We start from the raw sequence: 24,949 nt of genomic DNA, 5'->3' as shown, positions 1-24,949 counted from the left end.
CCCGCACCAGTTCTCACGGGCGGCAGGAACGGCTCGGGCGCATTCCAAGGCAGGGCAGGCCAAGAGTCAGGCCCTGAGGAGCTCAGGCGCGATTAACTCCGCCACGTCGCGCCACTCGCCCTTTACGCGGCTGCGTCCGGCGTCAAAGAATGGCCGCAGAGAAGCAATGGCAGAATAGCGCTCCCCAGCGATCTCTATCTCAAATTCCCTTTCCGCCAGCCAGTCCGCCGTCACCCCAGTTTCCGAGTTGAGATACCCCATGCCGATACCGCAGCCAACAGTGTGGCCAAAACCGGCGGAACGCAGATAACCGACGAGCATCCCATTGCGCCAAACAGGCTCGGTGCCGAACATCAATGCCTTGGCGCCGGGTGCAGCGAGCTGGACGAGCCGTCGGGTTAAGGGTTTGCCGCGCTGTGCCTCCAGGGCAGCTCGTCCGATGAAATCAGCGGGCTTGTCCCAAGCAACCGTGAAAGCCAGCCCCGATTCCAAGGGGGTGTCTTCGTCACCGACATCCGAGCCCCAGTCACGGTAGCCTGCTTCAAGACGCAGCGTGTTGAGAGCGACATATCCGGCGTGCCCCACGTCGAGATCGGCGCCGGCGGCCACTAAGGCATCGTAGACACCCAATGTCTGCTCGGTCGGAATGTGAAGTTCCCAGCCAAGCTCACCGACAAACGTCATCCGGAATGCCAGCGCCAGGCTGTATCCGACCTCGATCTCGCGAGCGGTTGCAAAAGGGAATCCTTCGTTGGAAAAGTCTGCGGGACTGACGCGCTCCAATAATTCGCGCGATCGTGGACCCATGACGGAAAGAGTGGTGTATCCAGACGAAACGTCGGTGACTGCGACGTGGCCGGCCCCCTTGGCGTGCAGGCGCAACCACGCAAGATCGCGGGTGCGTTGCACCGCCGCTGTGACGACGAGAAACTCCTCATCACCTGTGCGCGCTATCGTGACGTCGGACTCCATACCGCCACGCACGTTCAACCACGGTGTATATACGATCCGGCCGACTGCCACGTTCACGTCGTTGGTGGACAGGCGCTGTAGCAGGGCCAGGGCATCAGCTCCCTGAACCAGCATGTGCGCGAAGGAGGTCTGGTCGAACAAGGTGACGCCAGAGCGGGTGGCTCTATGTTCAGCGCCACTTCGCTCGAACCATTCGTCACGACCGAAAGTCGCATGGTTTTCATTCGGCGATCCGGGGGCACCAAACCATTGAACGCGTTCCCAACCGGCACTTTCACCGAAATTGGCGCCGGCGGCGGTCAGACGGCCGTGGAGCGGGGATACGCGGACGTTGCGTGCCGACTTTGGTGACTTGTGCGGCAGGTGAAGCGTCCAGAGGTTGCCGACCGCCTCCACCGTACGATCGCACAGATACCGCTTGTTCCGCTGGAAGGGCATGGAGCGCCGAACGTCCATTTCCCAGCAATCGCCCGCCGGTACTCCCGTCGACATCCATTCGGCCATCACCTTGCCCGCGCCCCCTGAAGACTCGATGCCACAGGAATTGAATCCAGAGGCGACATAAAGCCCCTGAATTTCAGGCGATGGCCCAAGGTGGAACCGATTGTCTGGCGTGAAGCTCTCCGGGCCGTTGAAATTAAGTTGCAGGCCGATATTTGCCAAGATCGGCATGCGCTCGATGGCCGCGGAGAGATAAGGTTCGATATGGTCGAAATCCTCGGGCAGCGAATCGAAACTGAAATCGTGGGGTATGCCATTCATGCCCCAAGGTTTGCCGTCCGGCTCAAAGAATCCTACGAGCAGTTTTCCAGCGTCGGCCTTCGCATAGACGCGTGCGTCCATATCGCGGATCGTCGGCAGGTCGTGGGGAAGGCCGGGGATGGGCTCGGTGACAACATAGAAATGCTCGGCAGCTTGCAAGGGCACCGACCAGTTGAGATCAGCTGCCAGGTCCCGCGTCCACAGGCCAGTGCTGATGACCGCCTTCTCAGCACGGACGGTCCCCTGACTGGTTTCCACACCGACGAAGCGGCCGTTCTCGACAAGGATCCGCGTTACGGGGGTCCGCTCAAGGATCGTAGCTCCACCTTGGCGAGCCCCGGCCGCGAAGGCGCGGGCCGTATCGATAGGGTTTGTCATCCCGTCGGAAGCAATCCATGCCGCCCCGAGAACATCACTGACGTCGAGCTGCGGAACACGGCGCTGGGCTTCAGCCGCGCTAATCATCTCCACGTCCAAACCAAACGAGCGTCCCATCGAGGAGCCGCGCTTCAGCTCTTCAAGCCGGTCCTGGGTCGCGGCCACGGTGATGGAGCCTGTTTGACGAAAACCGGTGGCTTGACCCGTCAAACTTTCGAGATCGCTGAATAACTCCGCGGAATATTGAGCGAGCCTTGCCATGGTTTCATTGGCGCGGAGTTGGGTCACGAGGCCCGCAGCATGCCAGGTGGTGCCGCATGTCAACTGATCGCGTTCCAGGAGCAGAATGTCACGGTGCCCTAGGCGCGTAAGATGGTAAGCTATGGAGAGGCCGATAATGCCTCCTCCGATGATGACGTACCTGGCATGGGAAGGCAGTTTGCTGGTCATGGGAAACCTATTGTAGCCCGTCGCGGGAGCGGAGCGGTTTATGGCGTCAAGCTACGACAAGAGGCGCTCCGATTTTCCCTAATCTAAAGGCTGCGGCAGCGGTATTCCCGCGCCATCGCGCCCTCAGGCGCAGCCTTGCTTCAGGTTAGATAAGCGCGGGGGCCTCACCGGCTATATATTGCGTTGCATTGCCGAAGAGACAGCCTCTATAAGGCGCTGAAAATTTGCATTCGGCTGTATATTCCAGCGCCGCGACGTTGGAGAAAGCGGCCCCAGCCGAGATGACCGTAGATGAAGTACGACCGGATCGATGCCCGCATATTGGAACTGGTTCAGCGGAATAACCGCCTGACCTCCGATGTCATCGCCGATAAGGTCGGGCTTTCAGCAAGCGCTTGCCAGCGTCGCCTTAAGAGACTTCGGGCGGAGGGAATCATTGAAGCGGACGTCTCGATCCTATCGCCGAAGGCGGTCGGCCGGCCAATTCAGATGATCGTGATGGTGACGTTGGAGCGCGAACGCACCGATATTATCGACAAGTTCAAGCGCGACATCAAATCCTCGCCGGAGATTGCGATGGGATTCTATATTACCGGCGAGGCGGACTTCTTGCTCTATATAACAGCGCAGAGCATGGAAGATTACGAACAATTTACGCGCGAGTTCTTCTATCAAAACGCGCATATAAAGAGCTTGAAGACCATGGTGGTCGTCGACCGGGTTAAGGCAACGTTTGGTGTGCCGGTTGACGATCCGGAAGATTTCTGACGCCTCTCCGTCTGGGGGAGATACCAACGCTACGTCATTCCGCAGGACCGGTGGTATGGATTGCGCGCCTGCTGCATCGAAGGCCAGGACCACCAGCATGTCCTGCACTTCAACTACTTGGATTACTTGGTCGACGGCGGCATCGTCGTCAATGGGTGGTGTGGGACCTCAATGCCATCGAAGCGGCTCCGTGCGACGGACCAGCTGGGGGAGAGTGGAACTGTTGCGGCGGAAGAGTTGCCGTATTCGTCGATGGTCTGACGAACGCTTGATCTGCTACGCTCGAGATTCCTGCTGACCGCGTCGCAAAATGCGGCATTCGCCTGATGCAGTACGAACCGCCCGGTGTCCTGTGGTCGCACTGCGGCAGCGGCAAGTGCGCTGATCGAGAAATCGGTCATCATCTCGACGGCTTGTACGCCGTCGGTGGTCGTGATGCGCGTTTGCGCAAGGTCGAGGTCGCTGTGAACGGTTTGTTGGCGAGATAGCGGGGCATACGTCAGCTATGGGTCACCCCATAAATTGCGCGGGTATCACAGCTTGTCGAGTTCAGCAAAGCATCTCATAGCCAGATAATAACCATATGCAAACAGAATTTGACGTACGTTGTCCAGAAGGCTGTAGTCGACGGACCGGCGCGCTGACGCGTTAATAGACAAAGAAAAATTTTGATGGGAGGATGGGAGGCAGCATGAAATGTTCGATGAATCGGGGAGGTTCATTGCATGTGGCGCCGAGGTGAGTGGGCCGTTGGCGAGGTCCGTTTGTCTATTCGATCCCGTATGAAGTCTACAGCAAATCGAAAACGCCGCTCGCCTTCGAAAGCACTGCTCACGGCTTGGGGTATTTACACCCCGAAGTGCTTCGCCAATGAATGAGAGAAACTCTTAAACTTGGGAAGGAAATAAATCATGGAGGCTGTCGTAGACCGTCGGGCCTTTCTCAAGACTGGCTTATTGGTTGGCGGCGGTGTAGTCGCTGGAATGCCACTGTCCAAAGCCATCTGGGCTTCTGAGGGCAAGGTGCTGAAGGCGCGCTCTGCTTGGGATGTTACCACACTTGACCCTGGCTTCTATACTGCAAACGAAGAAGTAGAAGTGATGGCCTGTATTTACTCGAAGCTCACGCACTTCAAGCCGGGTTCCGAGTGGAGCTGGGAACTGGAGGCCGCGGAAAAGATCGAGCAGGTCGATCCCACGCATATCCGCTTCAGTTTGAAGAAAGGCATAAAATTTTCCGGCGGCTACGGCGAACTGACCGCTAAGGATGTCAAGTTCTCTTTCGAGCGAGTGATCAAGCACAATTCGCCTTCAAAGGCTGATTGGGGTCCGCTAGACCGCGTCGAAATCGAGGATGACCATACGGGGGTAGTCGTCTTAAAGTCGCCCTTCGTTCCGATCTGGACTATTGCGCTGCCCTTTGGTGTTGGAACTATCGTCTCCGAGGATGCCGTAATGAAAGCAACCAAAGACGGCGGTAATTTCGGCATGACGCCGCCCGCTTTCTCGGGTCCGTATATGCTCGCCGAGGTGAAGCCGAAGCAGTACATGCTGCTAACCCGCAATCCGGACTGGGCTGGCGCAAAGCCTGGCTTTGACGAAATCCGCATTGTTCCGATCGACGATGATAAGACGGCGGAGCGCGCCTATCAGGCGGGCGATATAGATTTCACCAAGATTACTCTCGATTCGCTTACGACTTTCAAAGAAAATCCACCTCCGGATACAAAGCTCGAGGAGCGTTCTTCGCTGCGTTATATCTGGCTGGGCATGAACGTAGATCATCCGAAACTTAAGGACATTAATGTCCGCAAGGCAATTCAGTGGGCGACTAACGTGCCGCAAGTCTTGGACGCTGCCTATGCAGGTCACGCTGCTGTGGCAACGGGAGTCATCGCTCCAGGCATTGTCGGGCATCGCGAAAAGGCGCTAATCTCGCCTGAGGGTGATCTTACAAAGGCTAAGGCGTTTCTGGAAAAAGCCGGCGTGAGCGATTTGACTCTGACTATCGATTGCCTCAACGACAGTACTCATTCCACCATAGCCCAGACAGTGCAGGCGCAGTTGTCCGAAGTCGGCATCAGAGTCGATGTCAATATGCAGGATTCCGGCTCATTTTACACAATTGGCATGGAATCAGAAGGTCAGCGCTGGAAGGACATACAGCTCATCGTCAATGACATCATGAGCCTCCCGGACCCGCATTACGCATTACAATGGTTTACGTCAGAATATGTCGGCATATGGAACTGGGAACGCTTCCGCGACACTCGCTTCGATGAACTCATTGCAAAAGCCGTCACCGTTGATGACCTGGATGAGCGAGCTAAGCTTTACCACGAGGTGCAGGATATCATGGAGGAGTCTGGCGCCTATCGATTTCTGACCCACGGGGGGGCGCCGATAGCGTACCGTACTACAAGAATGCAGGCCGCAACGCGCCCGGATGGGTATCCGCTGTATCTCGCTTTCAAGCCGGTTTAGGCTTAGGCAGCGAAAAATCGGACTCAAAATATGTGGCTATATTTGGGCAAGCGTATCCTCCTTGCGATCGCAACCGTTGCGATCGCAGTAACGCTTCTGTTCCTGATGATCAGAGCGGTGCCCGGCGGTCCTGCCGCGGTACTGCTTGGGCCGCGAGCGACTCCCGAAATGATGGCACAACTCCACGAGCAAATGGGACTTGATAAGCCGCTCGTCGCGCAAATTGCCGGCTTTTTCGGCGGGCTTCTTCGTGGTGATCTCGGGTTCGACGTATTAAGCCGTAGACCTGTTGCCGACGTAGTCTTCGAACAATTGCCTTTTACGATCGAACTAATTTTCGTCTCGATCTTGTGGGCGGTCGTGATAGCTGTGCCGCTTGGTTGTTACTCAGCGATGCGGCCCAACTCCTTTGTCGACCAGGTGGCCGGCGTCTTGACGGTCGCTACAATCGCAATTCCTTCCTTCGTGATGGCCGTCTACGCCCTGCTGATTTTTGCAGTGATACTGCGCTGGCTGCCAGCGATCGGTGCCGGCAATGGCTTCTGGGATGGACTCATACATCTAATCCTCCCAGGATTCGCTATGGGCATTGGCTGGGTCGGCTACATCTCCCGACTATTACGCGCATCTATGCTTGAAATTATGGGTGAAAACCACGTGCGCATGGCCCGCTCGTTCGGGATATCCGAATGGCGTATCGTTGCGCACTACGCGCTGCCCCTCGCGATCCTGCCAACGGTGACCATCCTCGGGGTAGGCATTGCATGGCTTCTTTCGTCTGCAGTCTTTATCGAGGTGGTCTTCGCGAGACCTGGCATCGGCGCGTTGATTGTAAACTCGGTTAACACGCGCAACTATCCGATTGTGATGGGCGTCGTGCTCGTCAGCACGTTCCTTATTGTTTCCGCCACGACGTTTTCTGATATTGTCAACGCTTTCCTTGACCCGCGAACCCGGGAAAAGCTCTGAGATGGCGATCGTTGAAATCATCCGTCCTGATCCCAACCATGCAGTAGCTACCGGTGTCTTTCGCACCTTTTGGCGGCAGTTTCGCAAAAACCGCCTCGGGATGCTTGGATTGATGCTTGTGCTGCTCATAGCACTGATTGCAATTTTCGCTCCATTGATGATCACTCATGACCCGATCCGGATCATGATCGGACCTCGTCTGGCGCCACCTTCAATGGATTTTCTATTGGGCACGGACCAACTAGGTCGCGACACGTTTTCTCGCGTAGTGATGGGCGGACGTGTCCCGCTCCTCGTCGCTTTCGCATCTCTCGGCAGTTCACTTGCAGTCGGCCTAGTTCTTGGTTTGATGGCGGGGTTCGGTCCGCGCTGGCTCGACAACTTGCTTTTGCTATTTTTCGATACGATTCGTTCATTCCCTAGTATCATTTTCGCACTTGCGATGATCGCGCTTCTAGGGCCCAGCTTACCGAGTGTTATTCTAGTCATCTCAGTAACGTCTATGCCCATCTACGCTCGTGTCGTGCGCACTCAGACCGAAGCACTGCGTAGCAGTGAATTCATTGCGGCAGAACGGTGTATGGGCGCAGGCACAACGCGCATCCTGGCTGTGCACGTCCTGCCCAATGTCCTCGGCCCGCTTCTCATTCTGGTGAGCATGGATGTGCCAGCTGTGATCGCCGTAGAAGCTGGCCTCAGCTTTCTGGGCATGGGCGTGAGGCCACCGACGCCCGATTGGGGAGCTACCCTCAACGACGGCTTTAGTTACATCAGCCAAACTCCTTGGTTAGTGATCGCCAGCGGGGTTCCGATTGTTCTCGCAACGCTCGGCTTCACGTTCCTCGGCGAGGCGTTGCGCGATATATTCGATCCCAAATTGCGGAAAGACCTATGAGACACGACCGTCTGATACGGCAAACGTTCGCCCGCCCGCTTCTTGAGATACGAGACCTAAATGTTGATTTTGGCACACCGCGTGGGCGGATCCATGCCCTGCGCGACGTCTCCCTCGATGTCCCGGCCTCACAGGTGATTGGTATAGTCGGCGAGAGTGGATCTGGAAAATCGACGCTCGTCCATACGGTGATGGGACTACTTCCAGATAACGCAGCTGTGACAGCCGGAAGCATTCGACTCGAAGGTGAAGACCTGCTCAAAATGAGCACTCGGGCACGTCGGAGCCTGCTCGGCAATCGTCTCTCGATGATCTTTCAGGATCCGATGACTGCACTCAATCCGGTGCGGACTATCGAGAGCCAGATGATCGATGTCCAGCACCATGACAAACGAAGCCGGAGCCAAAAGAGCGCCCTCGCCCTCGAGATGCTTCACCGGGTCGGAATTCCCGATCCGCAAAGCCGAATTAGAGGCTTTCCGCATCAATTCTCTGGTGGCATGCGTCAGCGCGTTTGCATTGCCATGGCGCTTCTTGTGAAACCAGCTCTCCTCGTTGCGGATGAGCCAACCACGGCACTTGATGCAACCCTGGAGGTGCAGATCATTCATTTGCTCAAGGAGCTGCAAAAAGAAATTGGTTGTTCTATCCTGTTTGTTTCCCATCACCTCGGCGCTGTCGCTGAATTGTGCGACCGGGTCGCCGTCATGTATGCGGGCGAAGTCGTGGAGCAGGGTGAAGTCCGGGACATTTTCCACAACCCTGCGCACCCCTACACGCGGGCGCTGCTTGAGTGCGACCCAGGGCTGGTCCGAAAAAGCAGACGCACCTTGCCTACCATTCCCGGTGAGGTTCCCAACCTGCTTGGCCGCAATGTGGGATGCATCTTCCGCACACGTTGCCGACAGGCATTCAATCGCTGCTTGCAAGAGAAACCGGTTGAGTACCGCATCGGCGTGGACCAAATCGCTCGATGCCATCTCCTCGAGAAAGAGCGGTTGGTGTCGGTATGAGTGCCCTGCTTTGCGTCCAAGATCTCCGGGTTCGCTTCCGTACCATGGGTCCGCTGAAAGCGCTCGCTACCGGCACGAAGTCTCCCTTCATCGACGCGGTCTGCGGTGTGTCGTTTGAAATTCACCAGGGAGAGACCCTGGCCCTTGTCGGCGAAAGTGGCTCAGGCAAATCCACCATTGCGCGGACGATCATCGGTTTGCAACGGGCGGTGGGCGGCAGCATCCGGTTCGATGGGCAGGAACTCACGCAACTCAGCGCGGCCGAACGCAAGCCCTACTTGCGGCGCATGGCGATGACATTCCAGGATCCGATCGGATCGCTTTCACCAAGGCTGACTGTTCGCTCACTCCTGACGGAGCCGTTTCGCGTCCATGGATCAAAGGCTCGCGAGGCCGGAGGCGAAGCGGAGCGTCTGCTTCGGATGGTCGGTTTGCCGCCGGATTTTGCGAGCCGATATCCTCATCAGCTTTCTGGGGGGCAGGCCAGGCGGGTGGGTATCGCGCGCGCTCTTGCGCTGGAGCCGCACTTGATTATTGCCGATGAGCCGACCGCAGGCCTCGACGTGTCGGTGCAAAGCGAGGTGCTCAACCTTCTAACGCGCCTGCAGGATGAACTCGGAATTGCGATCCTCATCATCACTCACAATCTTAATGTGGTGCGACACATAACCGACCGCATGGCGATCATGTATCTCGGCCGCTTCATTGAAGTGGGTTCGACCGAGCATGTATTTAATCAACCACGTCACCCCTATACCGAAGCGCTGCTTGCGGCCAATCCCGAGCCTGACCCGGATGCGGTGCTCAATAGGATTGAGCTTAAGGGCGAGGTGCCTAGCCTGATGAGGCGGCCATCCGGCTGTGAGTTTCACACGCGGTGCCGCTATGCGCAGGACGTCTGCAAAAACGTCTTTCCAGAACCTTCAGCAAGTCCGCGTGACGCGAAGCACAGCTTCAGATGCCATTTACCACTTGTTCAAAGGGGCGCAACTCTTGCGGGCATGCCGCTATCTCCAGTCGGACCAACTGAAAAGAGGTAGCCGCGCCATGCATGTCACAAGTTCCTATCCCCACGCAAACGATCTTCAGTTGGAGCGGTCGCACCCGCAAGTGCTGCTGCGCGGCAAGGGGCGTAGAGACCGCGTCGTCCCCTATTCCAAGGATCTGGCGCGAGCGCTGACGACCTTTTGAGCGAGCGCGGGATCGCTCATCACGAGCCGCGACCGATATTCGTCGGCGCCCGCAACGAGCGCCTGACTCGTTTCGGAGCAACCCATATCGTGCGGCGTGCGGCCGCCGGGCCGTGGCTATCAGGCCGGCCTTGGCCGACAAGCCCATATCGCCGTACATCTTCCGGCACTCCCTCGCCATGAAGCTTCTCCAGTCCGGCGTGGACCTTTTGACGATCCAAGCCTGGCTCGGGCACGCACAGGTCGCCACGACCCACCGCTACGCCGCCGCGGATGTCGAGATGATGCGCAACGGACTCGAGAAGGGCGGGCGTCGCCGGCGACCACGGCGTGCGTTTCCGACCGGACGACGCCTTTCTGAAACTGCTGAACAGCATCTAAATATTATATGGCGGAGGCAAGCTGGGTTTGGCCGGCCCTGACGGGCGTCAGGGCGGCTCCGCAACATAATCTCGCCCGACGCATAAGAATGGATCCGAGCCGGCATCGCGCACCAGTGCCAAAGGCCGTCGGGACCTTTTCTATTTTAAAATCGACGGGATGACTGGCGACCTTCACGCCAGCCGGGATCATGCCTGGCGAACCGCCCGGATAATCCGCACCAGCTGCTCCTCATTGATATCGGCACCGGCGCGAATGACCACGCCACCCAGCTCGATCTCCACCGACGCAGACGCTGTCGGCGTGACCTCGACAAAGCCGAGCCGCTCCGCATCCCTGTCGATACCCTCCGGCGAAGGCCGCCTTGCGGGAGCATGGCCCGGTAGCGAAGCTGCGCTCTTAAGGTCGTTCTTTCGAGCGTAGTTAGCAGCACACCATGAGCCATGTGACGTTATTGACCGGACCGGAGCGTCGTCGTCGTTGGCGTGAAGAGGATCAGTGCCGGATCCTGGCTGCGGTATTCGCGCCCGGGGCCATAGTGGCGGCGGTAGCGCGTCAGTACGATGTCGCAACCAGCCTGATCTATAAGTGGCGCCGCACGGTGAGAGCCCGCGGGACGGGCTTTGCCGAAGTCGTCGTGGTGCCCGATAAGCCTTTCGCCGCTTCGGTGCTGGCGGCGCCACCAGCGGTGATCGAGCTGGAGATCGCCGGCAAGGTGCGGCTGCGGATACCGCTGACCACGCCGCCGACACTGGCGGCGGCGATGGTGAAGGCGCTGGGCGTTTCATGATCCCGGTTCCGAGCCAGGTGCGGATCTGGTTGGCGGTTGGCCGGACCGATATGCGTCGCGGAATGCAAGGCCTGTTCAGGAGACGTTAGGCCGGGTCCGCATGCCGGCGATCTTTATGTCTTCCGCGGCCGCAACGGCAACCTGATGGAAGATTATCTGGCATGATGGGCTCGGCATGTCGCTATATGCAAAACGGCTCGAGAAGGGCCGGTTTCATGGCCGTCGCCGGCGGACGGCACGGTTTCCATATCACCGGCGCAGCTCGCCTACATGCTCGACGGGATCGAATGGCGCAACCCGCGTCACACGTTCCGACCGCAGCGCGCGGGCTGAGTTTTTCTTTGAGTTTGCGCCATTTTCCGCGAGTCAGCGGACGCGTTTTATGATTCACTCCAGGGCATGGTTGCCACCGCCCAGGATGCTGTTCCGGACGATATTGGCGCGCTGAGAGCAGCGCTGACCGCGGCGCTGGCCAGAGCCGAAGACGAGGCCGCACGCGCTGCGCTGGTCGAGGCCGAACTGGCGGTCGCCAGGGCCAAGGCATCGGATGATGCGGCGCTGATCGCACATCAGGATCTGACGATCCGGAAGCTGCAGCGGGCGCTGCATGGTCAAAGTTCTGAACCTGCCGCCCGCCTGCACGACCAGATGGAACTCACCTTCGAGCACGGCAACGGAAGACGATGTCGCCGCCGAACAGGCAGCGGCGCGGACCACCGAGGTGGCGCCTTATGTGCGCAAACGACCGGCGCGCCAGCCATTTCCCGAGCACCTGCCGCGCGAACGCGTGGTCGAGCCGGCGCCGACCGCTTGCCACTGCTGCGGCAGTCATCGGCTGCGCAGGCTGGGTGAGGATATCACCGAGACGCTGGAGGTGGTGCCGCGGCAATGGAAGGTGATCCAGCACGTGCGGGAGAAGTTCACCTGCCGCGACTGCGAGGCGATCAGCAGGCTCCGGCGCCGTTCCACGCCACCCCGCGCGGCTGGGCCGCTCCCGGCCTGCTGGCGATGATCCTGTTCGAGAAGTTCGGCCAGCATCAGCCCCTCAACCGCGAGGCTGAACGCTATGCCCGCCAAGGCGTGCCGCTCAGCCTGTCGACGCTCGCCGACGAGGTCGGCGCCGGCGTCGCGGCGCTGATGCCGCTGTTCAAGCGGCTCGAAGCCCATGTGCTGGCCGCTTCACGTCTGCACGGCGACGACACGACGGTGCCGGTCCTGGCCAAGGGCAAGACCGATGCCGGCCGATTATGGACCTATGTGCGTGATTATGCACACCCGATGATTATGCGCAGCTCATCGGGACAGGAGCGTGTAACCATCGGTCACCCGAACGAATTCCAACTGGTGAACTGCGCATAATTTTTAAAGGCTCAACAGGAACTGCATGAGCTGGTCCGGCGGTCGATACCGGGTTTGACTGGCCGTCATGGGCTGCAGCCGTTGAGCGTACGCTCCTTCATGGCGAGATCCGCCTGAAGGTACATGTGCGTCGTGGCGGGGCTCTCATTGACCCAGCCATAGGGCAATAACGCTGATGTCGACGCCGGACTGCAGAAGATGCATTGCCGTGGTATGGCAGATGGTGTGAGGCGCCGAAATCGAGCGACGCGCGAGTTGCGGGTAACGTTCCGCGGAGGCCGAGACCGCAAATTCAAGGCGCTGGGTGACGTTCGAACGCGCCATGCATCCGCCGCCTCTGTTCGGAAACAGGAAGTTCTCCTTGCCCCCATAGTCCAACCGGCGCTTCCAGTTGCGAATCAGGTTGGCGGTCGTCCGCCAGAGCGGCACGCTGCGATCTTTGCGCCCCTTTCCTTGCAGGTGCGCGACCGCCGAGCCATCGACGGCGACCTCGCCGACGCGCAGGCGATGGCTTCAGACACACGGGCGCCGGTGTTGTACATCAGACTGAACAGTGCGCGATCCCGCTCACCTGCCCATGTCCGCGCATCCGGCGCCTCAAGGATCGCCTGCATCTCCTCGCATGACAGAAATCCCAGGACCGGCCGGTCGAACCGTTTCATCGCAATGGCCAGCACCTCTTCGATGACGGGGAGCGCGGTCAGATCGTAGTGGGCGGCATACTTAAGGAAAGAGCGAAGTGCCGCCAGGCGGGCGTTGCGGAGTACGGGCGCCGTTGCTCCGCTCCTTCTCCAAGTGGTCGAGGAAGCTCAGGATCAACTGCGCATCGAGGTCGGCCAGGGTCAGCCGGGTGGGCGCCTTTCCAATCGTCGCATCGGCGAAGTCAAGCAACAATCGGGTATCGCGGTAGGCGGCGATGGTGCGTGAACGACGGCTCGCTGATTGCCCAGATGCTCGACGAAAAAGCGTTGCAGCAGGATGGGGAAGGACGATGCCAGCTTGGGGTCAGTCATGCGCTGGCAAACGATTCGAGCTGTTCGCCTCTACCGTGCTCGTGCCAGAGCTGGATACGGCGGCAAATGAAGGTGTGGCGCAGGTCATGAATACGCACCTTGCCATGGCCGCCCCGCGCGGTCCAACCAGGTTGGTGCGAAGCTTCTGGTAAACCTTATTGATCCTCCGCTCGCGATGAATCCACCCGCCGGAGACAGGAACAGCGGTGAGTCCTACGGTGAGTGCACCAGGACGCGCCCGAACCGCCAGATAGCGCCGTAGCTTGGCTACGACGGTGGCGCGTATGGGCACATGCCTGGATTTGCGGAACTTCGTGTTCCGAACCGTAAGGAACGCTCCATCGAGATTGACATCGCTGCAGCGCAGGTGAAGTGCTTCTGAAGAACATGCCGCGCTAGATGGGGTCAGCTTGGCGCTTACGCAGGGTGGGGTCTTAGATCGTTTATTTGCCGCCTAAGTTGCCGTGAAGGCGGTTGACAAAGTCATGCGGCACAGGTCGGTGATGTCGTAAACTGGTAGCCTTGTGGACTTGCGGATTGCCGATGCGACCAAAGGAAACGCCGTACATTCGAATAGTAACGCCCCAACTTCTGGATGCGCGGCACGGAGGCGAGCGACGCACGCCGCGACTTCTATCTCGAGAGCAGCTGCGTCCGTCATTGCCGGAGCTGTTATCTGGCTTTGCGGCGTGTATGCCTCGTTTAGCTCCTGTAACAAGCTGCTGTTCTCAATACCATCGATGACTACCCGCGCCCGGTCATTCGGATCATCGAGCCCAAGGAAATCTGCAGTGCAGTGCCTAGAGTCGGCGGTCAGGACGGCTAGCTTCGCCTCGCGCGGCAGTTGCCGAAGCAATGTTGACGCCAACAGCAGACTTGACATCACGACAGGGACAGGAACTGAAGCAGCCACCGCCTTCTGATGGCGAATAAGGAATCCGCAGTCTGAGGTTATTACTGTGGCGCCTCGCTTCACTAAGCGTCCGGCAGCGGCAATACAGGCTCCCTCAAGGCTTGTATTGCCTCGGATCACGTCCTCCGCCCATGCTCCAGCGACTACTTCCGAAATAAGAGTGATCCCAACGAAAGCCTGCACCCATTCAGGGTGGGGCTCGGGGAACTCGCATCGTGTTGCTCCCTGTTGAAGTTCCAATATGCCCAGGGAGCCCATATTTCGAGACGCCATTTGATCCCCAATTGTTGAGATTATCGTCTGGAAGTAGTGTTGCCACAAACCGAGGTCAGTCGATTACAAAAAGCTCCCGAGGCGCCTTTGTCAGAAGCTCCACGCCTGACTCGGTAACCCGTATGCTTTCACTAATTACGCAGCCGAAGTTTTCCTCTATCCAAGATCCGAGATGTAAATGAAATGTCATGTTAGGCTGTAGGACTGTGCTGTCGCCGATTTTTAGACTGGTTGCCTGCTCCCACCAGCCGATACCCAAACCGTAACCGCAGCGCGAACGCTTCTTGAACCCATACTTTTCGGTTGTGCGATGGATGACCCCGGCTACTTCATCGCTAATCACTCCGCTGCGAATCACGCTCAGTCCAGCCTCTAACCCAGCGAGTTGAGCCGCATGCATGCGCAGTAGGCGATCAGATGGGTTGCCAAGGGAATATGTCCTGCAAATCGCAGCGTGGTAGGCATGCCTAACCGCCGCGATCTCAAGATTTATCTGCGAACCCTGTTGAAGGGTGTCCTCGCTCCAATGGGTATGCGGACTGCCGATACGGGAGCTAGCACAAAGGAAAGGCTCTGCTAACCAGGTTCCGATTTTGCCATTTGCCCCTCGGGCAAGAGCTCCTACAATCTCTGCTATTGCATCAGCCTCTTTGACGCCTGGACGCATTATCTCTAAGGCGCGAAGAACTGCGGCGTCGGCTATCGCCGCCGCCTCCCGCATAACGGCGATCTCAAGATCAGACTTAATCGAGCGGATCCGCTCGACTTCATGTGAAAAGTCGACGATACGAATTTGTGGCAGTCGAGTTTTGAACTTTTCAAAAGAAGCGACGGTTAAGTCGCTCAGCTCTAAACCGATTGATGCCTTGCTGAGGCCCTGATCCAGCAAAAAATCAATAACGGCGTCGTAACCATTCGTGTCGGGACCCCCTACAAACTCTTCAGAATAGGCCAATATGTTGTCCCGATCGAGAAAAGTTTCCTGCTCAGTAAGGGCAACATCCAACCAACGCAAAATGAACACCGGCTCCTCTCGCGATTCGAAGATGATAAGGCCGCGCGCGTCTGGTGGAGAGATCGATCCTGTTAGGTAAGTGATGTGTGCGCTTTCAGTGATGACAACCGCCTCGATGTCACGCTCAGCCATCTTCACTTTCACCGCAGCGAGCCTACGTAGGTATTCTGGCCGCGGGAACACCTGAGGACCTTTAACGACTGCCATAAAGACTCCTTCGCGCCTAGTTTCAGAATTCGGATCCGGCTGGAATTTGCTCCACTCGCAAATTCCCAACTGTAATGCTATCGAGTGCCGACATGCGGCGTTTTGTGGCTCATTTGTGATTAAAATCTGCGTAGGCTGACACTATGTTAAGGTTTTCACGCGGCACCGTAGGTTCAAAGCGTTTCTGCGGCGACGCGCCTGAGAAGACGACATCTCGCAGACTCTGCGCGCAAGTTGGTGCGTCGATAGCGAAGCATGGTTTGTCGGCCTTTGCTCGCAGCGGCTTCAATCGGATTGAAAGCGGGAGCTTAGGGCGGCACGTGGAGCAGTCTCGGGTGTAGTCTGAAGCCTTGGCGCTTAAACGCCGGCGTCGAGGCCGAGTACGGCGCCAAATACGACCGCGAGTGGCATGCTTCCTCGAGGCAGCAATCGCCCACCTGCACTTCCTGGTGAACCAACGCCGGGCGATCGGTACCTGCTCGACTAACCTGCTCGAGCGTCTGTTCGTCGAGGAGCGCCAGTGCCTGAACATCATCCCCAACGGCTTCGCCAAAGGCGATCTCGCCGGATTATCGGCGCTATGGTGATCGCGGCGGGCCCACCGAGACGAGGTACCCGCGATCCCACGCCGCCTCGACGATCCGCCAGCGGCCGATCAATCGGCAGCCTGCCGGCACGGTCATGGTGACAGCGTCAACAGCTTCCGTAACCGCACTAGATCGTAGGCAGCAGCGCTGACCGTGAAGGCCCAGCCGACACGGTCGCGGCCAGGGAACTTCGTCTTCCCCTCACCGGCAACCGTGTCGATCCAGCCGAACACTTCCTCGATGCGCTGCCGGATGTGCTGGCTGATAGCGTAGCCGCGATGCCGTGTCGTGCGCCCGTCGATCGCCGAGCGGCCGCCGTTCGTGTTCTGCGCCAAATGCGGCGTCACCTTCATCGAGCGCAGTTCATTGACGAAGTCCTCTGTGTCGTAGGCCTAGTTTGCGCCGAGCGTGACTGCCAGCGGTCGGTCGGTGCGCGGCTAGATCATGTGCAGGGCGGGCACGCGCTCGGCATGGCCGTCGGCGAACGTCAGGCAGGCATCGACCAGCAAGGCATTTCGGTTCACCATCAGCTCGTGTCCCATGAAGCACAGCTTCGCCTCCCTGCCTTGCCCCTTGCGATAGAGCCTGGCGTCGGGATCGGTGGTCGAAGCATGCGTGTCGTTCGACCGCTTCTGGCCGTGGAAGTCCAATTCGGCGTTACCCGCCACCCTCCGCCGGCGGCTCGCTCGAGCGATGCCCTGGGTTATCGCCCGAAGACGGGCCCTTAGGCGTCATGCTCTTTTATCGAGCCCAGTCTCGATCAACGTGCCGTCGAACGAGAAGTGACCCGTCGACAGAAGCTTCTTCACCTTGGGCTGTGCCAGCCGCAGCCAAGAACTTCGCCGCGATATCGCCCTCGAGCAGCCGGTCGCGGTTCTTCGAGAACACCGAATGGTGCCACGCTCCGTCATGATGCCGACGGACCAGCGGAATAGAAGGTCATATTTCTTGCCCTTCCATCAAAGCCGCTCCGAGCGGATCGAATAGAACGCCTGCAGCAGCATCGCCTCAACAGCTTCTCCGGCGGGATCGACGTGCCCTCCGATCGGCGAGTACAGCGCACGGAAATCCCGATCAAGCGCCGGAGGCGCCTCGTTGTGTGCCCAGCATGTTCAATCGCTTGGGGTAAAAATTCCCCTTGCCAACCTGATGGAGGCGAAGGCTTAGTGAAGCGCAAGGGCATCATCGCGAGGTGGTGTCTGAAGGAAGCGTGGGGCAAAACCGCGACCTGACGAACAGAAACCGGATATGAGGCATCCCTGCTCGGACGAGGGCAACAAGCCGCGAAGGTTGTCGCACCCGAGCTTCGCCCCGGCGACATCGTGGCCATGGACATGTGTGGACGCCCCCGTTGGTGCAAGAGGAATCTTTTCGAAGAGCGCGAAGCGTGGTCGGGTGCTGACATGTGTCCGGCCTCTGTTGCGGCTATCACATGCCGCGGGCCCGTATGGGAGTTCGAGGATCGGGTCCAATTCAACCTCGCGCGCTCAAGGCGCGTATCCATGATCTGGTTCTTCCCGAACCCGTCTCTTTGACCGTAGCGCCATACTCTCCGTTCGACCTTCTCACACCATGGCAGCCCGCTCGAGGAGCGGACTATCCTGCTATGGCCGGCGTCCGATCGGTTCCGCCTTTGGCCATCAATGCCCACGATGGGCGCCGTCTTCTTGGCCAAGGCGACGATGACCGGCATGGGTGGCTTGCGCTCAAGCGTCCGCGAAAGCCACGGATGCCCGGTCGATCCCTTCCGCATGGCCCAGCGCACAGCGGCGCTGGCCCCAATAATCAGCAGCTGTCGCAGGGTTTGCTCGCCCATGCGGGATGTCTCGCCGAGCTTTTGCTTGCCGCCCGAAGAACGTTGCAGCGGCGTTAGTCCGAGCACGCGAAGTCCCGGCCTCTCTTGAAGGTCTGAGCGGACGGGGCCAACGCGGCAAGCGCCGTCGCGGTGATCGGTCCTATACCGGGATCGTCATCAAGCGCTTGTCTTCCGCATCCTCTCTGGCGCGCCGGGCAATCTCACGGTCGAGCTCTGCCACTCTCGCATCCAGCGACCGCAACTGCTCAACGAGTAAAGACAGGATCGGGCGGTCGGCTTCGGGGAGGGGGCCATCTGCTCGATCGCCGTAACAAGTTTAGCGAAGTGGAAGAGGCCTTGCGCATCCACAAGTCCAAAATTCCGCAAGATGGCCGGGTTGCATTCATCGTATGGGTCCGCTCGAACCACAAGGCGGACGCGGAACACCATTGCCGCAGCCTGCTGCTCTTCGCTTTTTGCCGCTACGAAGCGCATGGTTGGCCGCTGAGCAGCTTCACAGATCGCTTCAGCGTCAGCCGCATCGTTCTTTTGACGCTTCACAAATGGCTTTGCGTATCCCGGAGCGATTAGCCGGACTTCGTGCACGAGCTTCGCAATCTCCCGCGCCCAGTAGTGGCTGCCGGCGCACGCTTCCATGGCAACGCCGTGCACCTGGACACGTTCTTCGCCAGGTCCAATCCGACTATGTTAACTTCCAACATGGACGCCTCCGTTCAAGTGATGATCAACGACACCACTTCGGCACAGCGATGCCGGAGGGGCGCCCACCCAATCAACCTGCCGGCCCACAGGATCAGCGGTGTGCCTGCCGCCATACTCGCCCGACTTCAACCCGTGTATGGATGGCTCCTGCGGGTCAAGGGTATCGGATCGGGTTTGGTGAACAGGTCGGTTGCGGCCATGTATACGGCGTCTGAATGTGCAACGGGATCGCTGCGCGCCCTGATGAATATCCGCTTGGAGAACAGGTCCCACTCAATCGAGCGCGCTCGAGGCGCTTCGGATTGATCGGGGTGTCCTGGTTCTTCGTCTCCGTTTGTTCGCCATCACTTCACTTTGCCCTGACCATTCCGAGAGCCTGTCAGGCTGACTGCGGCTCGTAACGCGATCCGTCCCTCAGGACGGCGAATATTGTTCGTGCCATGCGATGCGCCAAAGCGACGGCGACGATCTTCGTCTTCTTTCGCATCAGCATGCCCGATAGCCAGTCCGAGCTCGGCTCGCGCTTGAGTCTGCATCTGAGCATGATTTGCGCCATGGCGCCCAGATACAGCAAGCGTCGGATATAACGATTGCCCATCTTCGAGATCCGGCCCACCCTCTGCTTGCCTCCGGTGGAGTGCGGCTTGGGAGTGAGGCCGAGCCAGGCGGCATAGTCCCTTGCGCTGCCGAAATTGTCGACATCCGGCGTCGTCGCCGCGATGATCGTCGCCGACAGCATCCCCACACCTGGGATTGTGGCTAGACGCTGGCTTTTCTCGCTTTGCGCGTAGGTCTCTTCGAGCTCATCGGTCAGCCGCTCGATCCGCTTGTCCGTCTCGGCCAACTGATCGAAGAGCAAACTCACAGGCATTCGAGCTACTTCCGGCAGTTGATCCAGTTGATCCTTCAGTCGATTGACGTTCTGCGCGCCCTTCGCCGCGATGACGCCGAACTCCGTCATGTGGGCCCGGATCGCGTTGCCGATCTGCGTGCGCTGGCGAACCAGAAAGTCTCGCGTGCGGTGAAGAACCAGAACCGACGAGCAGGCTTCGCTCTTGATGGCGACAAACCGCATGGAGGGGCGTGTCACGGCTTCACAGATGGCGGCCGCATCCGCAGCATCCGTCTTCCCGCGCTTCACGTAAGGCTTCACATAGGAGGGCGGCATCAGCCGGACGTCGTGCCCCATCTCCAGAAGCCTGCGCCCCCAATCGTGAGAACCTGCGCAAGCCTCCATGCCGATCAGGCATCGTGGACGCTTCTGGAAAAACACCAGCAACTGGCTGCGGCGAAGCTGACGGCGTACGAGAACCCGACCGTTCCCATCGACACCATGGATCTGGAAGACACTCTTTGCGAGGTCGATGCCAACTGTGGCAAGTTCTGACATGGATGGCTCCTTTGCTCGGGACGACAACATCCCAACTATGGCGCAATGCGACGCCGGGAGCAGGAGCCATCCACACCATCAATCGAGATGGCTTTCTCGAAGCTCAAGGCCCTCCTGAGAAGGCTGCAGCCCGAACCATCCACGAACTCTGGTCGGTCGTGCCCAACTGCCTCGCAGCTTTCACAGCCGAGGAATGCAGGCACTGTTTCGGGGCAGCCGGCTATGACCCGGAATAAGTCGAATCTGCTCTAGAGGAGTGTCGGCAGCCGCCATCTCGTCGCTAGATGCTCGCGATACATAAACTGAATTGGACGCAATCGTTGATGTCGTCAGAAATGCGCCAAACGATGCAGCCAGCGGACGTTGCCATGCACTTGAGGCGCAGACATCCTTAGAGCGAACTTATGAGGTAATGCATGAGCCACCACTCGTCGATTCCTTTCGTCAGCCTCCCATTCCCAAAATCAGAGTATGCGCGGCGGCAGCAGAAGATGTTCGAGGAGATGGAGCGCGTTGGACTTGACGCGATTTTGGTCACCGCGCACGGTCATTTACAGTATTTTACTGGATACAATGGACAGGGCGGATATTACCGACCGTTTCCGTTGATCCTCATTCCTGGGCGGCCACCTACTTACGTGGTTCGGGAATACGAGGTTGATGCTGTGCGGTCGGAAAGTTGCATTGATGATATTACAACGTATACTTATCAGGATGACTTCGCCAAGGTGTGCGCCGACGTTCTCCGACGTTATGAAGTGCAGTCCCGGAAAGTCGGGCTACAGCTTAACTCCTGGAACCTTGCGCCCGCAGATGTGAGCGCGATTCAGGCGCTTCTCCCCGAACTAAAAGTCACCGATGCGACTTCTATAATTTCCTCCGTCGCCTCCGTCATGGGAGATTTGGAAATACAAGCGATGCGCGATGCTATGACCATGACCGACTTGGCTGTAAAAACATTCCAGCAGTCACTACGAAACGGCGTTTCGGAAGTAGATGTTCTAAATAAGATACAGAAAAAGGTAAGAGCGTCTGGCGGAGAAATCTCGACTGACGTCTACATAGTGTTTGGCGAAAGAGTAAAACTGCCGCATGGTCACCCAACGAGGCATCAAATTAGGAATAATCAGCCCGCCTTTATGGAAGTCGGAGGTTCAAAACAAGGCTACGCGGCGGGTTTGCTCCGCTGCGCAGTGCTCGGGCGTCATCCTGAGACGGAATCATTGCATCAGTTGTCCGAGGAGGTGCTTGAGGCCGCGATCGCGGCTATTAAGCCGGGCGTGGTAACTGGTGAGGTGCATGCAGCCGCATGCAAAGTCATGGGCCGTTCCGGGCGACGGGACGCTTTTCGGCAGCGGACGGGTTATGGCACCGGCATTAATTGGAGCGAACGCGGTTATCTGAGTTTTGAGCCAGGAACTGAGTACCTACTAAAGGCCGGTATGACCTTTCACATGCCGATTATTCTGCGTGGCGAAAGCGGTTACCTTTTCGGGGCTGGCGAACAAATTCTGGTGACCGAGGGTGGCGCGGAGATACTTAGCACTACATCACGCAGGCTCTATTTCGCATGATTATTATTTGTGATGCGTTAGAGAAATCCACCAAGTAAGGATGTAAAGTATGGTGAATTATGACCGGTACAGCACTTACATTTGATGCCGAAGCTTATGGCTTGAGCACGGGTCATCTTATTGTTCCCGAGGGGGTCGACTGCGAGGCTCTCTCTCTTCCTGTATTCAGCCTCAACAAAGGGGACGGGCCGCGTCTTCTCATTACTGGTGGAAATCATGGCAACGAACTGGAAGGGCCAATCGTAGCTCGGCGACTTGTGGAATGGCTGCCTGAAGCGCAAACTTGTGGAAGGGTGATCATCGCACCTGAAATCAATCCACTGGCCGTGCAGGCCTGGACTCGCAACACGCCGCTCGATGGCAAGAATCTCAATCGAGTGTTTCCTGGACGTGCCGACGGGTCAGTAAGCGAAAGGATCGCAGACGCGGTTACGCGCGTGTTGTTGCCAATGGCGGATATCGTATTTGATCTGCACAGCTTCGCACCGACATGGAATTGTGCGCCGTCGGTCGTGATGCATCCTGTTGCTGATGCCGAGCTGATGGCCAGGACGGTCCGGATGGCCGAAGCATTCAAATTACCTGTAACATTGGTCTGGGATTATCACGACACGGCTGGAATGTTCGATATCGTGGCCCAAAATCAGGGTAAGGTGTTCGTCTGCAGTGAATTCGGCGGCGGCACTGTTAGTGCCGATGCACTGGCCGTTTATGAAGCCGGGGTGCACAATGCGCTTATAGCGCTCGGACTGGTGGAAGGAAAAGCGGAGCATCCAATCTTCCGTCAGCGACAATCCACCCGGACGCTGAAAACGCTCTCGTCTGACGAACTGCAATCCCCCGCACGGGGCATCTTTGAACCTCGTTGCTCAATACTCGATGAAGTGAAGCAGGGAGATCTTGTAGGCGTGCTGCATCCCCTAGAGTCGCTATCGGGTGGTGCTGTTGACATTTATGCGCCCACCACATCTTTCATCTACGCTGTCCGATCAGGAGGGTATGTCGAGAGCGACGAGGAATTAATTTATTTTGCACGACCACTTAAGCTTTGAGAATAGGGAGTGCGACGCCCTGGGTCGCGTCCCTACAGGTGGTGTAGCTCGGCGGTAGCGAAGCCGTTCGCGAGCGCGCCCTCGATAGCGCTGTAGCGAGCGAGCGGCTTTGCGGTGGTCATCGACAGTTCGCCGGTAAGGTCGGGTTGCTGACACCAACCTGATTCGAAGGAACCATCGATGACCGACGACATGATGAACCTGCGTGCGCTCGTGGAGAAGACTCCGGATTCCGATCTCTTGCGCGAGATGATTGGCTTTGCCACCGAGCGGCTGATGGAACTGGAGGTTGGGGCCGCCACCGGCGCCGGCTATGGCGAGAAGAGCCCGTTGCGCACGGCCCAGCGCAACGGCTATCGCGAGTGCGACTGGGAGACGCGCGCCGGCACCGTCGAGCTGCGCATCCCCAAGCTCAGAAAGGGCTCCTATTTCCCCGGTTTCCTAGAACCGCGCCGTCCAGCGTTCCTTGAAACACCCATCGAGGGCGACTGGCCATATCTGTGGATCGATGCCGTGCGCCGCGCAGGCCGCATCCTCTCGGTCGCCGTCATCATCGCTGTCGGCGTCAACGCGGACGGCCGGCGCGAGGTGCTGGGCATGGAGGTCGGCACGTCTTAGGCCGAGCCGATCTGGACGGAGTTCCTGCGCAAGCTGACCCGCCGCGGCCTGCGCGGCGTCAAGCTCGTCGTCTCCGATGCCCATGAGGGAATCACGGCGGCCGTCACCAAGGTGCTGTGCGCGACATGGCAGAGGTGCCGAGTCCACTTCAACGTGCTGGTCCATGCCGGCAATGGCGCCGCGTCGTCTCCGCTTAGATCTCGCGGATGTGGCGGGCGATAGCGGCCAGCTCGTCGTCGGGAAGCACCTGCCGCTCGAGCTAGGCGCGACCGCGATTGTTGAACAGATCGGCATGCGGGCACTTCGGCACGAGGTGCGCCTGCAGGATGCCATGCACCTCGTTCTTCACGCGCGTGCGATGCCGAACTACCTGGTTGCGCCGCGCGACGAGGCGGCGAAGCCGCTCGGTCCGCTCGTCAGGTACCCAGACCTCCGTCAGAAAGCCGCTGGCATAGAGCTGCGCCAGAACGCCGGCATCGATCTTGTCGGTCTTAATCCTGGCATGGGCGATCGCCTTCACCTGCATCGGGTTGGCGACAATCACCCGGCCGGCATAGGGCGACAGAACTCGCACTGCCGCCATGGCGTTGCCCGTCGCCTCGACGACAACCTCATCCGTCCGTCGCAAACTGCGGCCGAAGTCCCGAGCGGGTCATGTCGACCCGTCCGTGATGGCGCAGCCGGCCGTCTTCCCAAACCCTCCGCAAAGGTTCGGTTGATGTCCATTCCAATCACACGTCTCATCGGCTCCCTCTCCTCAAACAGTCGGGAGCCGGCGGGCGACGCGACACCTACGGATCCGCGCTCTCGGCGCAACCGGGCAGGTCGCAGGGGCGGCCAGCTACTAACGCGAGCTCGCAGCCATCGAATACATCGGCCTGCCCGCACTTGGCGTGCTCCCAGTGCCCCTGTCCCGGATGGTCGCACCATACGCCAAAAATCGCTCAGCGGGGATCGGATGGCACCGTCATGATCATACCGGTTACCAACCCGATCGAGCGCCTCAACGGCGAGATCAAGCGGCGCACCGAGGTTATCGGCATCTTCCCAAATGATGACGCCATCGTCCGCCTGGTTGGCGCGATCTTGCTCGAACAGAACGACGAATGGTCCGTGCAGCGCGCCAGATACATGACGCTGGAAACCATCAGCCAAATGAGCGATCATCCGCTTATCAGCCTGCCAGCCGTGGCACGCTGATCACCCCGGCCGACCAAGCCGTCAGCTACACCACTCCCGGGGACACGATCCGACCTGCCTGGAAATCGACAGGAAAACGATATGCCGGCGCCTCAGAGTCCGTTTTGAAATTCACGGATGAGCGTTTCGGCGGATGAGATTGCCGCCCATAGCGACAAGGATCATGGCTTGCGAGACGT

General features: G+C 58.7%; 22 protein-coding genes and 6 pseudogenes. 17 read left to right on the top strand and 11 right to left on the bottom strand.

The window, feature by feature from the left end:
- Window positions 1-66: 66 nt before the first annotated feature.
- On the bottom strand, window positions 67-2,562 hold the full coding sequence (locus tag NKI46_RS29955; protein ID WP_352749489.1) for a GcvT family protein: 2,496 nt from the start codon (window positions 2,560-2,562) through the stop codon (window positions 67-69).
- Between the two features lie 291 nt (window positions 2,563-2,853).
- Here NKI46_RS29955 and NKI46_RS29950 point away from each other — a divergent pair, with 291 nt between their 5' ends.
- Window positions 2,854-3,330, top strand: coding sequence for an Lrp/AsnC family transcriptional regulator (locus NKI46_RS29950; RefSeq protein WP_352749486.1), 477 nt, complete (start codon window positions 2,854-2,856; stop codon window positions 3,328-3,330).
- A gap of 122 nt (window positions 3,331-3,452) precedes the next feature.
- Here the strand turns inward: NKI46_RS29950 and NKI46_RS29945 are convergent, their stop codons facing one another.
- Entirely contained in the window at window positions 3,453-3,731 is a 279-nt protein-coding gene (locus tag NKI46_RS29945; protein WP_352749504.1) for a 3-oxoacyl-[acyl-carrier-protein] synthase III C-terminal domain-containing protein, read from the bottom strand.
- 510 nt (window positions 3,732-4,241) lie between these two features.
- Here NKI46_RS29945 and NKI46_RS29940 point away from each other — a divergent pair.
- The 8 genes from NKI46_RS29940 to tnpA all read left to right on the top strand — a co-directional run bounded on the left by NKI46_RS29940 (window position 4,242) and on the right by tnpA (window position 11,051).
- Window positions 4,242-5,813: an ABC transporter substrate-binding protein gene (locus NKI46_RS29940; protein ID WP_352749483.1), complete on the top strand. Its 1,572-nt coding sequence runs from the start codon at window positions 4,242-4,244 to the stop codon at window positions 5,811-5,813.
- A gap of 42 nt (window positions 5,814-5,855) precedes the next feature.
- Window positions 5,856-6,782 carry an ABC transporter permease gene (locus tag NKI46_RS29935; RefSeq protein WP_352749480.1) on the top strand — a complete coding sequence of 309 codons (927 nt, stop codon included), beginning with the start codon at window positions 5,856-5,858 and terminating at the stop codon, window positions 6,780-6,782.
- A 1-nt stretch (window position 6,783) separates the two neighbouring features.
- Window positions 6,784-7,677 carry an ABC transporter permease gene (locus NKI46_RS29930; RefSeq protein ID WP_352749477.1) on the top strand — a complete coding sequence of 298 codons (894 nt, stop codon included), beginning with the start codon at window positions 6,784-6,786 and terminating at the stop codon, window positions 7,675-7,677.
- On the top strand, window positions 7,674-8,690 hold the full coding sequence (locus NKI46_RS29925; protein ID WP_352749474.1) for an ABC transporter ATP-binding protein: 1,017 nt from the start codon (window positions 7,674-7,676) through the stop codon (window positions 8,688-8,690). The genes NKI46_RS29930 and NKI46_RS29925 overlap by 4 nt, the downstream gene beginning before the upstream one ends.
- Before the next feature lie 44 nt (window positions 8,691-8,734).
- Complete coding sequence (locus NKI46_RS29920) at window positions 8,735-9,730, top strand: ABC transporter ATP-binding protein (RefSeq protein ID WP_352749472.1); 996 nt, start codon at window positions 8,735-8,737, stop codon at window positions 9,728-9,730.
- A gap of 7 nt (window positions 9,731-9,737) precedes the next feature.
- Entirely contained in the window at window positions 9,738-9,881 is a 144-nt protein-coding gene (locus NKI46_RS29915) for a hypothetical protein (protein ID WP_352749470.1), read from the top strand.
- A 178-nt stretch (window positions 9,882-10,059) separates the two neighbouring features.
- The gene (locus tag NKI46_RS29910) at window positions 10,060-10,302 is read left to right on the top strand and encodes a site-specific integrase (protein ID WP_352749501.1); all 243 of its coding nucleotides are present in this window, start codon (window positions 10,060-10,062) and stop codon (window positions 10,300-10,302) included.
- A 395-nt stretch (window positions 10,303-10,697) separates the two neighbouring features.
- Window positions 10,698-11,051, top strand: a complete 354-nt coding sequence (tnpA, locus tag NKI46_RS29905; RefSeq protein WP_352749467.1) for an IS66-like element accessory protein TnpA — start codon at window positions 10,698-10,700, stop codon at window positions 11,049-11,051.
- A gap of 387 nt (window positions 11,052-11,438) precedes the next feature.
- Here tnpA and NKI46_RS29900 read toward each other — a convergent pair whose 3' ends face one another.
- Window positions 11,439-11,660: a hypothetical protein gene (locus NKI46_RS29900; RefSeq protein WP_352749509.1), complete on the bottom strand. Its 222-nt coding sequence runs from the start codon at window positions 11,658-11,660 to the stop codon at window positions 11,439-11,441.
- Between NKI46_RS29900 and NKI46_RS29895 the strand changes: the two are divergent.
- The 3 genes and pseudogenes from NKI46_RS29895 to NKI46_RS29885 all read left to right on the top strand — a co-directional run.
- A pseudogene (locus tag NKI46_RS29895) lies at window positions 11,556-11,789 on the top strand (IS66 family transposase); the annotation flags it as partial. The gene NKI46_RS29900 and the pseudogene NKI46_RS29895 sit on opposite strands and share 105 nt — an antisense overlap.
- Window positions 11,773-12,063 (top strand): IS66 family transposase zinc-finger binding domain-containing protein, encoded by a 291-nt coding sequence (locus NKI46_RS29890; protein ID WP_352749465.1) that lies wholly within the window; start codon window positions 11,773-11,775, stop codon window positions 12,061-12,063. The pseudogene NKI46_RS29895 and the gene NKI46_RS29890, both read left to right, overlap by 17 nt.
- A complete protein-coding gene (locus tag NKI46_RS29885; RefSeq protein WP_352749462.1) occupies window positions 12,060-12,410 on the top strand; it encodes an IS66 family transposase in 351 nt (116 codons plus the stop codon). Before NKI46_RS29890 ends, NKI46_RS29885 begins: the two co-directional genes overlap by 4 nt.
- Window positions 12,411-12,554: 144 nt before the next feature.
- Here NKI46_RS29885 and NKI46_RS29880 read toward each other — a convergent pair whose 3' ends face one another.
- The 3 genes from NKI46_RS29880 to NKI46_RS29870 all read right to left on the bottom strand — a co-directional run bounded on the left by NKI46_RS29880 (window position 12,555) and on the right by NKI46_RS29870 (window position 15,831).
- Window positions 12,555-12,869, bottom strand: a complete 315-nt coding sequence (locus tag NKI46_RS29880) for a tyrosine-type recombinase/integrase (protein ID WP_352749500.1) — start codon at window positions 12,867-12,869, stop codon at window positions 12,555-12,557.
- Between the two features lie 264 nt (window positions 12,870-13,133).
- Complete coding sequence (locus tag NKI46_RS29875) at window positions 13,134-13,301, bottom strand: hypothetical protein (protein ID WP_352749460.1); 168 nt, start codon at window positions 13,299-13,301, stop codon at window positions 13,134-13,136.
- A 1,363-nt stretch (window positions 13,302-14,664) separates the two neighbouring features.
- On the bottom strand, window positions 14,665-15,831 hold the full coding sequence (locus NKI46_RS29870; RefSeq protein ID WP_352749457.1) for a M24 family metallopeptidase: 1,167 nt from the start codon (window positions 15,829-15,831) through the stop codon (window positions 14,665-14,667).
- Between the two features lie 404 nt (window positions 15,832-16,235).
- On the opposite strand from NKI46_RS29870, the gene NKI46_RS29865 reads away from it, so the two are divergent.
- Window positions 16,236-16,418, top strand: a complete 183-nt coding sequence (locus NKI46_RS29865; protein ID WP_352749455.1) for a hypothetical protein — start codon at window positions 16,236-16,238, stop codon at window positions 16,416-16,418.
- A 92-nt stretch (window positions 16,419-16,510) separates the two neighbouring features.
- Here NKI46_RS29865 and NKI46_RS29860 read toward each other — a convergent pair.
- The 3 genes and pseudogenes from NKI46_RS29860 to NKI46_RS29850 all read right to left on the bottom strand — a co-directional run.
- Window positions 16,511-17,515: pseudogene (locus tag NKI46_RS29860) on the bottom strand (IS5 family transposase); the annotation flags it as partial.
- A 499-nt stretch (window positions 17,516-18,014) separates the two neighbouring features.
- Window positions 18,015-18,935, bottom strand: a pseudogene (locus NKI46_RS29855) (IS110 family RNA-guided transposase).
- A gap of 380 nt (window positions 18,936-19,315) precedes the next feature.
- On the bottom strand, window positions 19,316-20,326 hold the full coding sequence (locus NKI46_RS29850) for an IS110 family RNA-guided transposase (RefSeq protein WP_352749452.1): 1,011 nt from the start codon (window positions 20,324-20,326) through the stop codon (window positions 19,316-19,318).
- 416 nt (window positions 20,327-20,742) lie between these two features.
- On the opposite strand from NKI46_RS29850, the gene NKI46_RS29840 reads away from it, so the two are divergent.
- Window positions 20,743-21,900 carry a M24 family metallopeptidase gene (locus NKI46_RS29840; RefSeq protein WP_352749449.1) on the top strand — a complete coding sequence of 386 codons (1,158 nt, stop codon included), beginning with the start codon at window positions 20,743-20,745 and terminating at the stop codon, window positions 21,898-21,900.
- A 59-nt stretch (window positions 21,901-21,959) separates the two neighbouring features.
- Window positions 21,960-22,952: a succinylglutamate desuccinylase/aspartoacylase family protein gene (locus NKI46_RS29835; RefSeq protein WP_352749446.1), complete on the top strand. Its 993-nt coding sequence runs from the start codon at window positions 21,960-21,962 to the stop codon at window positions 22,950-22,952.
- 32 nt (window positions 22,953-22,984) lie between these two features.
- Here NKI46_RS29835 and NKI46_RS29830 read toward each other — a convergent pair whose 3' ends face one another.
- The gene (locus NKI46_RS29830) at window positions 22,985-23,146 is read right to left on the bottom strand and encodes a hypothetical protein (protein ID WP_352749444.1); all 162 of its coding nucleotides are present in this window, start codon (window positions 23,144-23,146) and stop codon (window positions 22,985-22,987) included.
- Between NKI46_RS29830 and NKI46_RS29825 the strand changes: the two are divergent.
- Window positions 23,133-23,741, top strand: a pseudogene (locus tag NKI46_RS29825) (transposase); the annotation flags it as partial. The gene NKI46_RS29830 and the pseudogene NKI46_RS29825 overlap by 14 nt on opposite strands.
- A gap of 28 nt (window positions 23,742-23,769) precedes the next feature.
- Here the strand turns inward: NKI46_RS29825 and NKI46_RS29820 are convergent.
- A pseudogene (locus tag NKI46_RS29820) lies at window positions 23,770-24,314 on the bottom strand (IS110 family transposase); the annotation flags it as partial.
- Between the two features lie 240 nt (window positions 24,315-24,554).
- Between NKI46_RS29820 and NKI46_RS29815 the strand changes: the two are divergent.
- Window positions 24,555-24,770, top strand: a pseudogene (locus tag NKI46_RS29815) (transposase); the annotation flags it as partial.
- Window positions 24,771-24,949: the final 179 nt, after the last annotated feature.

Origin of the sequence: Mesorhizobium sp. M0615 (assembly GCF_040320805.1) — a bacterium.
Classification (GTDB): Bacteria; Pseudomonadota; Alphaproteobacteria; order Rhizobiales; family Rhizobiaceae; genus Mesorhizobium.
The sequence above is the reverse complement of the archived record's forward strand: the minus strand, read 5'-3'. Positions and strand labels throughout refer to the sequence as shown.

Bases quoted from the DNA above. Each gene is read 5' to 3' on its own strand.
- NKI46_RS29955 (WP_352749489.1), bottom strand. From the start codon at position 2,562: ATGACCAGCAAACTGCCTTCCCATGCCAGGTACGTCATCATCGGAGGA.
- NKI46_RS29950 (WP_352749486.1), top strand. From the start codon at position 2,854: ATGAAGTACGACCGGATCGATGCCCGCATATTGGAACTGGTTCAGCGG.
- NKI46_RS29945 (WP_352749504.1), bottom strand. From the start codon at position 3,731: ATGACCGATTTCTCGATCAGCGCACTTGCCGCTGCCGCAGTGCGACCA.
- NKI46_RS29940 (WP_352749483.1), top strand. From the start codon at position 4,242: ATGGAGGCTGTCGTAGACCGTCGGGCCTTTCTCAAGACTGGCTTATTG.
- NKI46_RS29930 (WP_352749477.1), top strand. From the start codon at position 6,784: ATGGCGATCGTTGAAATCATCCGTCCTGATCCCAACCATGCAGTAGCT.
- NKI46_RS29925 (WP_352749474.1), top strand. From the start codon at position 7,674: ATGAGACACGACCGTCTGATACGGCAAACGTTCGCCCGCCCGCTTCTT.
- NKI46_RS29920 (WP_352749472.1), top strand. From the start codon at position 8,735: ATGGGTCCGCTGAAAGCGCTCGCTACCGGCACGAAGTCTCCCTTCATC.
- NKI46_RS29915 (WP_352749470.1), top strand. From the start codon at position 9,738: ATGCATGTCACAAGTTCCTATCCCCACGCAAACGATCTTCAGTTGGAG.
- NKI46_RS29910 (WP_352749501.1), top strand. From the start codon at position 10,060: ATGAAGCTTCTCCAGTCCGGCGTGGACCTTTTGACGATCCAAGCCTGG.
- tnpA (WP_352749467.1), top strand. From the start codon at position 10,698: ATGAGCCATGTGACGTTATTGACCGGACCGGAGCGTCGTCGTCGTTGG.
- NKI46_RS29900 (WP_352749509.1), bottom strand. From the start codon at position 11,660: ATGCAGCGCCCGCTGCAGCTTCCGGATCGTCAGATCCTGATGTGCGAT.
- NKI46_RS29885 (WP_352749462.1), top strand. From the start codon at position 12,060: ATGATCCTGTTCGAGAAGTTCGGCCAGCATCAGCCCCTCAACCGCGAG.
- NKI46_RS29870 (WP_352749457.1), bottom strand. From the start codon at position 15,831: ATGGCAGTCGTTAAAGGTCCTCAGGTGTTCCCGCGGCCAGAATACCTA.
- NKI46_RS29850 (WP_352749452.1), bottom strand. From the start codon at position 20,326: ATGTCAGAACTTGCCACAGTTGGCATCGACCTCGCAAAGAGTGTCTTC.
- NKI46_RS29840 (WP_352749449.1), top strand. From the start codon at position 20,743: ATGAGCCACCACTCGTCGATTCCTTTCGTCAGCCTCCCATTCCCAAAA.
- NKI46_RS29835 (WP_352749446.1), top strand. From the start codon at position 21,960: ATGACCGGTACAGCACTTACATTTGATGCCGAAGCTTATGGCTTGAGC.
- NKI46_RS29830 (WP_352749444.1), bottom strand. From the start codon at position 23,146: ATGTCGTCGGTCATCGATGGTTCCTTCGAATCAGGTTGGTGTCAGCAA.